Source organism: Pseudomonas sp. 50_B, from assembly GCF_017491625.1.
Taxonomy (GTDB): domain Bacteria; phylum Pseudomonadota; class Gammaproteobacteria; order Pseudomonadales; family Pseudomonadaceae; genus Aquipseudomonas; species Aquipseudomonas danubii.
Genome location: NZ_JAFGYX010000002.1, coordinates 20,112 through 33,218, shown reverse-complemented (window position 1 = coordinate 33,218; position 13,107 = coordinate 20,112). Strand labels below are relative to the sequence as shown.

Annotated in this window: 12 protein-coding genes; 4 read left to right on the top strand and 8 right to left on the bottom strand. The window is 66.4% G+C overall.

Annotated elements, in window-relative coordinates:
• Positions 1–34: 34 nt before the first annotated feature.
• Genes dsbG through dsbD form a run of 3 tightly spaced genes read right to left on the bottom strand, consistent with a single transcriptional unit; the run spans position 35 to position 3,392 of the window.
• Positions 35–802, bottom strand: a complete 768-nt coding sequence (gene dsbG, locus J5M73_RS03245; RefSeq protein WP_207815039.1) for a thiol:disulfide interchange protein DsbG — start codon at positions 800–802, stop codon at positions 35–37.
• Entirely contained in the window at positions 778–1,641 is an 864-nt protein-coding gene (locus J5M73_RS03240; RefSeq protein WP_115580610.1) for a TlpA disulfide reductase family protein, read from the bottom strand. Before J5M73_RS03240 ends, dsbG begins: the two co-directional genes overlap by 25 nt.
• Positions 1,641–3,392: a protein-disulfide reductase DsbD gene (dsbD, locus tag J5M73_RS03235; RefSeq protein ID WP_207815037.1), complete on the bottom strand. Its 1,752-nt coding sequence runs from the start codon at positions 3,390–3,392 to the stop codon at positions 1,641–1,643. Before dsbD ends, J5M73_RS03240 begins: the two co-directional genes overlap by 1 nt.
• 154 nt (positions 3,393–3,546) lie before the next feature.
• Between dsbD and J5M73_RS03230 the strand changes: the two genes are divergently transcribed.
• The 4 genes from J5M73_RS03230 to J5M73_RS03215 all read left to right on the top strand — a co-directional run bounded on the left by J5M73_RS03230 (position 3,547) and on the right by J5M73_RS03215 (position 7,597).
• Positions 3,547–4,224, top strand: coding sequence for a response regulator (locus tag J5M73_RS03230; protein WP_016965114.1), 678 nt, complete (start codon positions 3,547–3,549; stop codon positions 4,222–4,224).
• The gene (locus tag J5M73_RS03225) at positions 4,225–5,550 is read left to right on the top strand and encodes an ATP-binding protein (protein WP_115580608.1); all 1,326 of its coding nucleotides are present in this window, start codon (positions 4,225–4,227) and stop codon (positions 5,548–5,550) included.
• Between the two features lie 327 nt (positions 5,551–5,877).
• Positions 5,878–7,290 carry an aspartate aminotransferase family protein gene (locus tag J5M73_RS03220; protein ID WP_207815035.1) on the top strand — a complete coding sequence of 471 codons (1,413 nt, stop codon included), beginning with the start codon at positions 5,878–5,880 and terminating at the stop codon, positions 7,288–7,290.
• Between the two features lie 82 nt (positions 7,291–7,372).
• Complete coding sequence (locus tag J5M73_RS03215; protein ID WP_016965112.1) at positions 7,373–7,597, top strand: MbtH family protein; 225 nt, start codon at positions 7,373–7,375, stop codon at positions 7,595–7,597.
• Between the two features lie 563 nt (positions 7,598–8,160).
• On the opposite strand, the gene J5M73_RS03210 is transcribed toward J5M73_RS03215, so the two are convergent.
• From J5M73_RS03210 to J5M73_RS03190, 5 genes are all read right to left on the bottom strand, one after another.
• Complete coding sequence (locus J5M73_RS03210; RefSeq protein ID WP_207166321.1) at positions 8,161–8,988, bottom strand: class I SAM-dependent methyltransferase; 828 nt, start codon at positions 8,986–8,988, stop codon at positions 8,161–8,163.
• Between the two features lie 541 nt (positions 8,989–9,529).
• Positions 9,530–10,513, bottom strand: a complete 984-nt coding sequence (locus J5M73_RS03205) for a zinc ABC transporter substrate-binding protein (RefSeq protein ID WP_207815033.1) — start codon at positions 10,511–10,513, stop codon at positions 9,530–9,532.
• On the bottom strand, positions 10,514–11,413 hold the full coding sequence (locus J5M73_RS03200; protein ID WP_115580605.1) for a metal ABC transporter permease: 900 nt from the start codon (positions 11,411–11,413) through the stop codon (positions 10,514–10,516).
• Between the two features lie 13 nt (positions 11,414–11,426).
• The gene (locus J5M73_RS03195; RefSeq protein ID WP_207166319.1) at positions 11,427–12,170 is read right to left on the bottom strand and encodes a metal ABC transporter ATP-binding protein; all 744 of its coding nucleotides are present in this window, start codon (positions 12,168–12,170) and stop codon (positions 11,427–11,429) included.
• Positions 12,167–13,096, bottom strand: coding sequence for a metal ABC transporter substrate-binding protein (locus J5M73_RS03190; protein WP_102860964.1), 930 nt, complete (start codon positions 13,094–13,096; stop codon positions 12,167–12,169). Before J5M73_RS03190 ends, J5M73_RS03195 begins: the two co-directional genes overlap by 4 nt.
• Positions 13,097–13,107: the final 11 nt, after the last annotated feature.

The following is a 13,107-nucleotide window of genomic DNA, read 5'->3' as shown; positions in this document are numbered from 1 at the left end:
TTCGCCGGCAAGCAGGCTCCTACGGGGGGCGGGGTTATTTCGGGCCGAAAATCTGCGTCAGCTTGCCCGGGGCCGGGGCGCCTTGCTGTTGTTGCAGTTCGCCCTTGTCGTCGAGGTAGAAGATCGCCGGGGTCGCCGACAGCTCCAGTTCCTCCATCAGCTTCATGTTGGCGTCGAGCTTGGCCTGCACCGCCGCTGGAATGCTCGCCAGGGGTTTCAGGGCGCTGGCCTTGCCGGCTTTCTCGTGGTCCTGCAGGGCCTGTTGCGGGTCCTTGGCGGCCAGCAGGGCGGCGGATTTGCCCGGGCTGTCTTCGCGGATGATGCCCACCATGATGTGCCGCAATTGCACCTTGCCGGCGTTCACCCAGGGCCGCGCCTGTTGCCAGAACATGTTGCAGTAGGGGCAGTTGGGGTCGCTGAACAGGTAGACGATGCGCGGCGCATCGGCCTTGCCGTCGGCGATCCAGTTGCTCTTGTCCAGGTTGTTCCAGACTTCCTTGGCCATCGGTGCGTAGACCAGTTTCTGCAAGGGTTCGGCGCTCAGGTCCTTGCCGTCGGCGTCGTACAGGTTGCCCAGCAGCACGTGCTTGCCGTCCGGGGTCAGGTACAGGGTCATGCCACGGTTCTGGTACTGCGCGGCGTAGCCCTTGAGGCCATCCGGGGCATCGAAGCTGCCGAGGATCTTGGCGCCTTTTTCTTCGATCTTGCGGATCGGTGCGGGCAGTTCTTCGGCGTGCAGCAGCGGCGCGTTGAGCAGGGCTGCGCCCAAGGACAGGCTCAGCAGGTGGCGGATGAAGGGCATGGCAGTTTCCTTGCAGGGGCGACCGGGGTCGGATGGGCGTCGTCGAAGTTCTCCAGGGCACGGGCCAGGCTGGCTTCCGAGAGTTCACCCAGGTGACTGCTCAGCAGACGGCCGTCGGCGCTGTAGAACAGTGTAGTGGGCAGGGCCATGGAGCCCACGGCCTGGCCCAGGCGGCCGCCGCTGTCGAACAGCACGTTGTTCAGGTTCAGTTCCTGGGTGGCGAGGAAGGTGGCCACGCTTTGCATGCTTTCGCCCTGGTTGACGAACAGGAAGGTCAGGTCCGGACGTTGCTGCTGGGCGCGCTCCAGGACCGGCATTTCTCGCCGGCACGGCGGGCACCAGGTGGCCCAGAGGTTGATCACCAGTGGCCCACCCTGGTAGTCGGTGAGCTGCACGGTGTCGCCTGTGGCATTGCGCAGGGGCATTTCCGGCAGGCGGGTGCCCTGGTCGTAGAGCGTCAGGGACAGGCTGGCCAGCAGCCAGAAGGCCAGGCCGCTGGCGATACCGGCGCCCAGCGGGCGGCGCAGCGGTGGGCGTTTCCAGCCCCAGGCCAGGGCTGCCAGGAGCATGAAGATGACCCCCGGCCAGGCCAGGAAGCCGCCGTCGCGCAGGTCGATGATCAGCCACAGGTTGTGCTGGTAGTGCTTCCAGTAAGCGATGACGAAGCAGATCCGCGCCGCGAGCATGCCCAGCAGGAACAGCATGAACAGCACCGATTCCGGGTTGTCGCCGCCGCGCTTGGCCACCCGCCAGCCCACCAGGGTGGCCAGGGCCAGGGCACTGATCAGCAGCAGGTGGTTGAGGGCGATGGCGAAGGTGCCGATGGTAAAGGTCAGCATCAACGGGCTTCCCGGGTCTGGGTCCAGCGTTGCAGGAAGGCCGTGGCATCCACTTCGCCGGTGATGCGCTGGCTGCGGCGCTCGCTGCCATCCGGGCCGATCCACAGGAAGCTGGGTGGGCCGGGCACTTTGTAGCGGCTGAGCAGTTCGCGGCCGTCGGCGTTGTCATGGGTGACGTCCAGGCGCAGCAGGCGCACGTCCTTCAGGGCGTCGAGGACTTGGGGCTGGCCGAACACGGTTTTCTCCATGATCTTGCAGGACACGCACCAGTCGGCGTAGTAGTCCAGCAGCACCCATTGGCCCTGGGCCTGGGCGCTGTCCAGGGCACGTTGCAATTCCGCGGGCGACTTGACGGTGGTGAAGGCATCGTGGGCGGTGGCGCTGCTGGCCACGCTGCCACCGCTGTAGACCTTCAGCGGTCGCCACAGGTCATCGCTGCCACCGGCGGCGCCCACCAGCAGCACGCTGCCCCACAGGCCAGACAGCACGGCGGCGGCGCCGAACAGGTGCAGCAGGCGCCCGGCGATGGCCCGTTGCTGCCAGGCGCAATAGGCCAGTACCAGGGCCAGGGCGCCCCACAGACCGATCCACAGGCTGGTGTCGAGCACCGGGCGCAACATATAGATAGCGGTGCCCAGGAACAGGAAGCCGAACACGCCCTTGAGCAGGTTCATCCAGGGCCCCGGCTTGGGCAGGAAGCGGTTGCCCAGGGTCACTAGCAACAGCAGCGGCAGGCCGATGCCCAGGCCCAGGGCGAACAGCGCCAGGCCGCCAAACAGGGCATTGCCGGTCTGGGCGATGTACAGCAGGCCGCCGGCCAGGGGCGCGGTCATGCACGGGCCCACCAACAGCGCCGACAGCGCGCCGAGAGCGCCACAGCCGATCAGGCTGCCGCCCTGGCGCTGGCGGCTGGCGCCCTCCAGGCGGTCGCGCAGAAACGCCGGCATTTGCAGTTCAAAGAAGCCGAACATCGGCAGCGCCAGCAGCATGAACAGCGCGGCAAAGCTGCCCAGCACCCAGGGCTGTTGCAACCAGGCCTGCAGGTTGCTGCCCAGCAGGGCGGCGATCACCCCCATGCCGGCATACACCAGGGCCATGCACAGCACGTAGCTGGAGGCCAGGGCCAGGCCCCGACGCGGGCTGGCGCCGCTGCCGACCACGATCCCCGCGAGGATCGGCAGCATCGGCAGTGAGCAAGGGGCGAAGGCCAGCAGCAGGCCGAAGCCGAAGAAGGCCAGCAGGCCCAGGCCCCAGGATTTTTGTTGCAGGTCGTTGGCCAGCAGTTGGTCCTGGGCCGTGCCGTTGCCGGTTGCGGCGCTGTTGCCGGCGGCAACGGCGGGGGCGCCCCCCAGGTTGACTTCCAGGGTCTGTGGCGGGTAGCACAGGCCGGCATCGGCGCAGCCCTGCCAGCCCAGCTTGACCTTGCCGCTGGCGGCTGCCGGCAGCTTCACTTCCAGGCCCTGGCGATACACCGTCTGTTCGCCGAAGAACTCGTCGCTGTGGTGTTCGCCGTCCGGCAGGGCCGGCTGATGGTCCTGGGCCAGGCCGTCGAACTTCAGGCGTTTCTGGTACAGGTAGTAGCCGTCGGCAATCTGCCAGAACAGCTGGGTTTCCCCAGAAGGCAGGCGCTCGGAGGTGAAGGTGAAGGCCTTGTCCACCGGCAGGAAGTCGGGCTTGACCTCGAACGGATTGTTGCTGGCTTCTGCCAGGGTGGTGAACAGCATAAACAGCAAAATGAGCAATCGACGCATGGTCAAGCCTTAAACCGGTGCAAGTGGGATGCACAATGGCGGGTCCTGATTAACCGATGATTAACCATACTTGGGTTGTTGCACGGCAGTGGCGGGCATAATGTCCGCTTAATCCGCCGCCTGTCTAATCAACGCCTTTGTTACAGGACCGACCATGCACGTACTTGTCTGTGAAGATGATGAGCTGATTGCCAGCGGAATAGTCGCCGGCCTCACGGCCCAGGGCCTGACGGTCGAGCATGTGGCCTCTGCCTCGGCGGCGCGGGCCATGCTCGGCGTGGCCGATTTCGACGTGATGGTACTGGACTTGGGCCTGCCGGATGAAGATGGTTTGAAGTTGCTCAAGCAACAGCGCCAGCAGGGCCTGGAGATTCCGGTGCTGATCCTCACCGCCCGCGACTCGGTGACCGACCGGGTCGACGGCCTGCAGGCCGGGGCCGACGATTACCTGCTCAAGCCCTTCGACCTGCGGGAACTGGCGGCGCGCCTGCACACCCTGTTGCGCCGGGTGGCGGGGCGCAGCGTCAACCTGATCGAGCACGGGCGCCTGACCTACGACCCCAGCACCCGGGAAACCCGCCTGGGCGGCGAACCGGTGGACCTGTCCCGGCGCGAACAGGCGCTGCTCCAGGCCCTGCTGCACAATCGCGGCCGGGTGCTGTCCAGCGAACAGCTCAAGGACAGCGTCTACGGGTTCAACGACGAACTGGAAAGCAACGCCCTCAACGTGCACATCCACCACCTGCGACGCAAACTGGGCAACGGCATCGTCGAGACGGTGCGCGGCCTGGGCTATCGCCTGGGGCCGGCCGATGGCCAGGAGAAGTCCTAAGTGAGGAGCCTGCGCCTGCGCCTGAGCGTGACCCTGGGCGCCGCCTTCATTCTGATCTGGACCCTGGCCGCGGCCTGGATGCTCAGCGATCTGCGCAATCAGATGATGTTTTCCCTGGACCAACGCCTGGTGGCCTCGGCGCGCATGGTGGCGGGCCTGCTGGAACAGATGCCGGCGCTGCCTTCCGACACCCACGCCCATCCCATTGCCAGCGCGGCCTTGACCATTCCCGGGGGCATGGCCTGTCAGGTCAGCTCCCTGCGCGGGCAGGTCCTGGCCCGCAGCCACAGCACGCCTGAACACACCCTGGAAGCCGAGAAACTGGGCTTTCATGACCAGATGATCGACGGCGCGCCCTGGCGCACCTTCACCCTGGTGCGCGGTGATCTGCGCATCACCACCGCTGACCGCCAGGTGGAACGCGAAGCCCTGAACATGTCGGTGCTGCTGGCCGCTTCGGTGCCGGTGGGGGTGGCCTTGCTGGGCTGTCTGTGGCTGTTGTGGCTGGGCATCGGCCAGAGCCTGGCGCCGCTGAACCGGATTCGCGACGCGCTGATGCGCCGTAGCGCCGATTCCCTGGAACCGTTGCAGATCCGGCCCATGCCCAGCGAATTGCGGCCGCTGGTGGACACCCAGAACCAGCTGTTCCAGCGCATCGCCAAGACCATCGAACGCGAACGCCGCCTGACTGGTGATGCCGCCCATGAATTGCGCAGCCCGCTGACCGCGATCAAGACCCACCTGCAGGTGGCGCGCATGACCGACGGTGCGGCCCGGGATCAATCCCTGGCCCGGGCCGAGGAGGGCGCCGACCGCCTGCATCGGACCCTGGAACAACTGCTGTTGCTGGCTCGGGTCGAGGGCAGCCTGTCGTTTGATGACGGCGTGCACTGCAATGCCGAGCAAGTGGTTCGCCTGGCAATCCAGGATGCCGCCGTGGGCGCCCGGCAGCGGGTCAAGGTGCACCTGGGAGAGCACGCCGCCGAGGCCCCGGTGGCCATGCCCTCGACCCTGGCGATTGCCGCCTTGCGCAACCTGTTGGACAACGCCCTGCGCCACACCCCGCAAGACTGCCCGGTGGAGTTGAACCTGGAGCTGGTGGCCGGTCGCCTGCGTTTCCAGGTGCGTGACCATGGCCCGGGGATTGCCCAGGAAGACCTGCAGCACCTGACCCAGCGCTTCTGGCGCAACAGCCAGAGCACGGGGTGCGGACTGGGCCTGGCGATTGTCCAGGCCATCGTCCAGCGCTGCGGCTGCGAGCTGAACTTCGACAGCCGTCCTGACGGCCTGCGGGTCGAACTGACCCTGCCTGCCCACCCCGCCTGACCCATCACCGCCCGCCGCAGGCGCTGGCTTGCCAGCGAAGGGGGCCTTGAGACCGCCTTCGCCAGCAAGCGGGCTCCTACAGTGCCTTGTACGTTCCGCCTGCCCGACGCAGGAGCTGGCTTGCCAGCGAAGAGGCCCCTGAGATCGCCTTCGCCAGCAAGTTGGCTCCTACGGGGCGGTATATGCAATTTCCTCGTCCTGGGGTGTAAATCCCGACCGCGCTGATGCGTTTTTAGAACAGGAAAACCTGTCAGTGCGCACCCGCGCTTGGGCTGCGCATCCGGCCGGTGGTCGTTTTGCTCAAATTGCAGCGCGAGGGTTCGAGACATGTCAGCCGTTACCAGCCTTATGGACGATCAGCCGGTGGGCCTTGCTCCCGCCCCGGCCGAGGCGCTTTACCAGTTCGAGGAGTCGCCCCTGCTGGCCCGTCAGAGCCGTCAGGAATCCAATGCCCGCAGCTATCCGCGGCGCATTCCCCTGGCCCTGAAGCGGGCCAGTGGCATTCATGTCGAGGATGTCGAAGGCCGGCGTTTCATCGATTGCCTGGCCGGGGCCGGGACCCTGGCCCTGGGCCACAACCACCCGGAGGTGATCGCCGCGATCCAGCAGGTGCTGGCCGATGAACTGCCGCTGTTGACCCTGGACCTGACCACCCCGGTCAAGGACCAGTTCGTCCAGGACCTGTTCGGCCTGTTGCCCGAGGCCTTGGCCGCCGAAGCCAAGATCCAGTTCTGCGGCCCCACCGGCACTGATGCCGTGGAAGCCGCGCTGAAGCTGGTGCGCACCGCCACCGGACGCAGCACCGTGCTGTCGTTCCAGGGCGGGTACCACGGCATGAGCCAGGGCGCGCTGAGCCTGATGGGCAGCCTGGGGCCCAAGCGTGCGTTGGCGGGACTCTTGAACAACGGTGTGCAGTTCCTGCCCTTTCCCTATGACTACCGCTGCCCGTTCGGACTGGGGGGCGTCGAGGGGGTCAAGGTCAACCTGCATTACCTGGAAAACCTGCTGAGCGATCCTGAAGCGGGCGTGGCCCTGCCGGCGGCGGTCATCGTCGAGGCGGTGCAGGGCGAGGGCGGGGTGATCCCGGCGGACCTGGACTGGCTGCGAGGGTTGCGGCGCATCACCGAGCAGGCCGGGGTGGCGCTGATCGTCGATGAAATCCAGAGCGGCTTCGGTCGCACCGGCAAGATGTTCGCCTTCGAGCACGCCGGGATCATTCCCGATGTGGTGGTGATGTCCAAGGCCATCGGCGGCAGCCTGCCGCTGGCGGTGATGGTCTATCGCGACTGGCTCGACACCTGGCAGCCGGGGGCACACGCCGGGACCTTCCGTGGCAATCAGATGGCCATGGCCACCGGTTCCGCGGTGATGCGCTACCTCAAGCAGCACCGTCTGCCCGAGCACGCGGCGGCCATGGGCGAGCGCTTGCGCGAGCACCTGCTGATCCTGCAGCGGGACTTCCCGCAACTGGGGGATGTCCGTGGCCGTGGCCTGATGCTTGGCGTCGAGCTGGTGGACCCGGCCGGCGCCCCGGATGCCCAGGGCCATCCGCCGCAACATTTGCGCCTGGCGCCGCTGGTGCAGCGTGAATGCCTCAAGCGCGGCCTGATCCTCGAACTGGGCGGGCGCCATGGCAGCGTGGTGCGCTTCCTGCCGCCGCTGATCATCAGCGCGGCGCAGATCGATCAGGTGGCGGACATCTTCAGCAAGGCAGTGGCTGCCGCGGTGGCCAGCCTCTAATTTTTCTCGGCCCTGGTTCGTTCCTTCTACACAACTGCCACGCCTGGGGCGCGGCACACCTTATTAACGACGGAGACAAGCAATGACTTCAGTATTCGACCGTGAGGACATCCTGTTCCAGGTGGTGGTCAACCACGAAGAGCAATACTCGATCTGGCCCGACTACAAGGCCGTGCCCCAGGGCTGGCGCACTGTGGGCAAGAGCGGCTTCAAGAAAGAGTGCCTGGCCTACATCGAAGAAGTCTGGACCGACATGCGGCCCCTGAGCCTGCGCCAGAAGATGGACCAGCAGGCCGTGGCCGGCTGATCTGCAAGGCCTGTAGCCGCTGCTGAGCCTGCGAAGCTGCGCCAAGGGCCGCAGGCCCTTCAGCGATCTCAAGAACAGCGCCTCCTGCGGAGCCGTTCGCAGCCTGCGGCAGCGGCTACAAAAAACCGGATCGAGATTGTTGTGTAGCCGCTGCTGAGCCACGGCGAAGCTGCGCCAAGGGCCGCAGGCCCTTCAGCGATCTCAAGAGCAGCGCCTCCTGTGGAGTCGTTCGCAGCCTGCGGCAGCGGCTACAAAAAACCGAATCGAGATTGTTGTGTAGCCGCTGCTGAGCCACGGCGAAGCTGCGCCAAGGGCCGCAGGCCCTTTTGCGTTCTCAAGAACAGCGCCTCCTGCGGAGTCGTTCGCAGCCTGCGGCAGCGGCTACAAAAAACCGAATCGAGATTGTTGTGTAGCCGCTGCTGAGCCACGGCGAAGCTGCGCAAAGGACCGCAGGCCCTTCAGCGTTCTCAAGAGCAGCGCCTCCTGCGGAGCCGTTCGCAGCCTGCGGCAGCGGCTACAAAGGCGCTGGCGTCTTGAGCTTGGTGGTTTTTCATGCCGGGCGATCAGGCCAGGCGCTTGACGGCCTGCAGGGTGTAGCTCAGTGGCAGGCGCCATGGCGCTTCCTTGAGTCGCCATTCGCCGCGTTCATCCACCACCATCTGCCCGGGCAGGGCCTCCCAGGGAATGCTCTGGTGTTCCACCAGCCCGGTGATTTCCAGGCCTTGGGCCAGCAAGGCGCTGATGATTTCCCCCAGGCCGTGATTCCACTCGTGGGTCACCGTGGCCTTGAGGCTGCTGTCGGTTTCCACGTACGTGGCGTCATCGTCCCAGACCAGTGGCTCGCTGCGTTCGAAGTAGGGAAACGCCACTTGCAGCGAGTCGCTGTGACCCTCATCCAGGGCCCAGAGCATTGGATGCCCCTCGCGGATAAACAGCCGGCCACCGGGCTTGAGCAGGGCGCCGACGGTCTGTGCCCAGCGCTCGATGCTCGGCAGCCAGCACAGCGCGCCGATGCCGGTATAGACCAGATCGAAGCTGCCCTTGGGCAGCACCTCGGCGGCCAGGAACACGTCCGATTCGTGGTAGTCGATGGGTGTATGGCAGCGCTGGGCCAGGGTCCGGGCTTCAGCCAGGGACGCCGAGGAAAAATCCAACCCGCTCATCTGCGCGCCAAGGCGGGCCAGGGACAGGGTGTCGGTGCCGATATGGCATTGCAGATGCACGCCGCGCAGGCCCTGGATGTCGCCCAAGAGAGGACGGTCGAACTGCACCACGTCGGAGAGAAACTGCGGGTCATCGACAAAGCGCTGCACCGCGTAATCCGCCGAGGCGGCGTGCAAGGGCGCGCGTTCGTCCCAATTGGTCTTATTGAGTGTCAGGTATTCGCTCATGGCCTGGTCTTCCTGTCTGGGCATTGTTGCGACGCGCAGACTAGCACCGGGAAATGACCGCAATCTTGAGCAAATATGTAAGCGGCACCGTTCCCCTGACCCCGACTGTAGCCGCTGCTGAGCCATGGCGAAGCTGCGCAAAGGTCCGCAGGACCTTGCTTGGCGATTGTCTGTCGAGCGCCGCGTCCCTGCGCCGGAGTGCCGCCCAGGCCTTCGCAGCCTGCGGCAGCGGCTACAAAATTCCGGATCGAGATGGGTGCTGTAGCCGCTGCTGAGCCATGGCGAAGCTGCGCAAAGGTCCGCAGGACCTTGCTTGGCGATTGTCTGTCGAACACCGCGTCCCTGCGCCGGAGTGCCGTCCAGGCCTTCGCAGCCTGCGGCAGCGGCTACAAAAGCCCGGATCGAGGTGGGGGCTGTAGCCGCTGCTGAGCCATGGCGAAGCTGCGCAAAGGTCCGCAGGACCTTGCTTGGCGATTGTCTGTCGAGCACCGCGTCCCTGCGCCGGAGTGCCGCCCAGGCCGTTCGCAGCCTGCGGCAGCGGTTACAAGGCCAGGGCCTGGGTGACTTTTTGCAGGTTGCCTTCCAGTTCGTCGAGCGGGTCGGCGCCGTCGGTTTCAAGGACCAGCAACTGGCTGCCACCGGCGCTGATGGCGGCTTTCAGTGCCTCGGACGGCTGGCGGTGGTGCAGGACCAGGGCCACGTCGTTGTCCTTGAGCCGGGCTTGCAGCTTCTGCAAGGCTTCGGGCGTCCAGTCGTTGTCGGCGCGGGCGTCGACTTCCACCAGCTCCAGGTTCAGGCCGCTGACCAGATAGCCAAAGTGCTCGGAGAGGCTCAGCACGCTGAGGTTGTCGGCCTCGGCCAGGCGCGCTTCGCTGTCGGCGCTGAGTTTGAGCAGGCGTTGTTTGATTCCCGCCAGGTTGCGCTCGATCTGCGGCTTGGCTTCGGGGGCCAGGCGTGCCAGGTCGGCGGCGAGCACATCCGCCATGCGCCCCAGGTTGTTGCTGGACAGCCAGGGCTGGGCATTGAGCCCGTCGCTCTGGCCCGGTTGCAGGGCCACCCCGGGCAGGGCGCCATCCACCGGGCGGGCGGCATCGATCTCGACGATGCGGATATTGCTGCGCCGGGCGTTGGGGTACAGCGGGTCGTCCGGCCAGATCGAGCGCAGACCGATCACCGCGTCGGCATCCAGCGCCAGCTTGCTCAGGGCCGGGGCACCGCGCCCGGTGAAATAGGCGGTCTGCCGCGAGCCGGGAAGATTGGCCGGGGCCGCCCGTTCCAACTTGACGTGGGTGCCCTGCAGCAGGATCTGCCCCAGGCCGAAGGTCACTGGCAGCGAGGCCAGCACCGTCAGCGGTTTTTGCGAGGCGGCGTTGTGCAGCGCGGTATTGCCCATGCCGTGGCTGGCCACCACGCGCATCGGTTCGAAGTGGTCGCGCTCGGCCAGGGCCGGGCTGCTGATCAGGCCGCCGAGGATCAGGGCCAGGCTCAGTTGAGGCAGTGACAAGTGACGCAGTGAACTGTGCATTTATCCGATATTCCCTTTCAGGCTGGGGACGGTGCCGCGGGCGATGGCGGCCAGGGCGAAGGCCACGCCGGCTACCAGGATGATGGCCGCGCCGGAAGGCACCGGCAGGTCGAAGACGATGGGCAGCAAGATGCCGCACAGGGTGCTGACGGTGGCGATGCTCACCGAGATCCAGAAAAAGCCCTTGAGCGACTGGCTGAGCAGGCGGGCCGCTGCGGCCGGAATCACCAGCAGCGCGCCCACCAGGATCGCGCCGATGACCTTGACCGCGGCCACGGTGATCAGGGTCACCAGGATCACGAACAGGTAGTCCAGGGTCTTCACCGCCACCCCGCGCACCGCCGCCAGCTGCGGGTTGAAGCTGGCCAGCATGATGCGGTTGTACAGCGGCAGGCTCAGGCCCAGCACCAGGGCGCCGACGATCAACAGCACCAAGAGGTCGTTGCCGTTGACCGTGAGCACCGAGCCGAACAGCACGTTCTCCAGGATGTGCACGTTGATCTTGCCGGCCAGGATCAGCAGCAGGCTGGCGCCCAGGGCCAGAGACACCGAGAGAAACACCCCGATCAGGGTGTCCGGAGCCAGCCCGGTGCGGTTGCGCAGGTAGTTGAGGAGGATGCCGAACAGCAGGCAATAGCCGAACAGGCTGCCGTAGGGGCCGGTGTAGGGTTCGCCCAGCAGGATGCCGATGGCCACACCGGTCAGCGCCGCATGGCCCACGGCTTCAGAGAAGAAGGCGAAGCGCTTGACCACCACCAGCGTGCCCAGGCCGCCGAGCACCGGGCCGATCAGCAGGCCGGCCAGCAGCGCATTGACCACAAAGCCGTAGGCCAGGGCTTCGGGCAGGTAGCCGGCCGAGGCCCAGCCCTGGACCATCAGGCGAAAAGTTTCATAAGTCATCAGGCGGTACTCCTCAGACAACGGCAGCGCCGGCTCGCGGATGGGTGGAGAACAGACTGAGCAGGCGCTCCGGGGTCAGGGTCTGTTGCGCCGGACCGTCGAACAGCACCCGGCGGTTGAGGCCGGTGACTCGGTCCGCCAGGCGACCCACCGCCTCAAGGTCGTGCTCGATCCACAGCAGGGTGATGCCGCTCTGGCGCCAATCGCGGAGCAGGCGTTCGAAGACCTGGATCCCGGCTTCGTCCAGGGCCGACATCGGTTCGTCCAGCACCAGCAGTTGCGGGGCCGGGATCAGCCCCTGGGCCAGCAGCACGCGCTGGCGTTCACCCCCGGACAGGGCGCCCATGCGCCGTTTGCGCTTGTCCTGCATGCCGACCCGTTCCAGGGCTTCGCCAATCGCCTGGGCGTAATGCCGGCTCAGGCCAAGGAAGGCCGGGCGCCGCTGGCACATGGCGGCCATGAAATCGTCCACGGTCATCGGCAGGCCACGGTCGAACTCCAGGGCCTGGGGCACGTAGCCGATGGTGCCGGGGGCGCCGGGCCATTGCAGGCGCAGTTGGCCCTGGTGCGGCATCTGCCCCAGCAGGGTCTTGATCAGCGAACTCTTGCCGCCGCCGTTGGGCCCCACCAGTGCGTGCACGCTGCCGGGCTGCACCTGGAAGGTCACGCGGTCGAGGATGGTGGTGCGGCCCAGGGTCAGGCTGACCTGGTCGAACTCGATGGCAGGGCCGCGCAGCAGGGTTTCGATGGCGGTCATGCCCCGGCCTCCTGGATGGCCCGGACCACGGTGTCGAGGTTGCCTTTCATTTCCTTCTCGTATTTGTCGGCGCTGTAGTCGCCGTAGGAAATGTGCGACAGAGGGTAGAGCTTGACCCCGGATTCGCGCTGGATGGTCTCGACGTAGGTGGAGGGGAAGTCCATCTCCGAGAAGATCACCTTGACGTCCAGTTCCCGCAGTTGGTCGATGGTCTTCTTCAACTGGCTGGGGCTGGGCTCGATGCCGTGGGCCGGTTCCACCACCGCGGTGACTTGCAGGCCGAACTCACGCAGCAGGTAGTCGTAGGCCGCGTGTACCGTGGCCACCCGCAGGTCGGCGTTGGGCGCCTGGGTCAGCTTGGCCAGGGCGTCGGCGCGCATCTGCCGCAGGCGCTTGCCGTAGGCCCGGGCGTTCTGGGTGTAGGTCTTGGCGTTGGCCGGGTCCATCTTGCCCAGCTCCCGGGCGATGTTGTTGACCTGGGCGATGGAGGCGCTGATGGACAGGAAGGTGTGCGGGTTGACCACTTTGCCGGCGCCCCGGGCGGCGACGCCGGTGGCGGCCAGCAGCGGCACGTTCTCGTTGGCTTCGATCACCGGGATGTCCGGGCGCTCGCTGGCGGCGATCATGCGGTCGGCGAAGTCATCGTGGCCCACGCCGTTGAGCACGATCACGTCCAGGCTGCCGATGCGCTTGATGTCCTCGGCCCGGGGCTCGTAGGCGTGGGGGTTGAAGCCGGCGGGAATCAGCGGCACCACCTCGGCCTTGTCGCCGACAATGTTCGCTACGTAGCTGTAATAAGGGTGCAGGGTGATACCGATGCGCAGGCGCTTGGCCGGGTCGGCGCTGACCAGGGGGCTGAGCACCAGGGCCAGCAGGCTGACCAGCAGCACCCGCAGGAATGGGCGGCGTTGCGATGAAATGGGCATGGCTAGCGTTC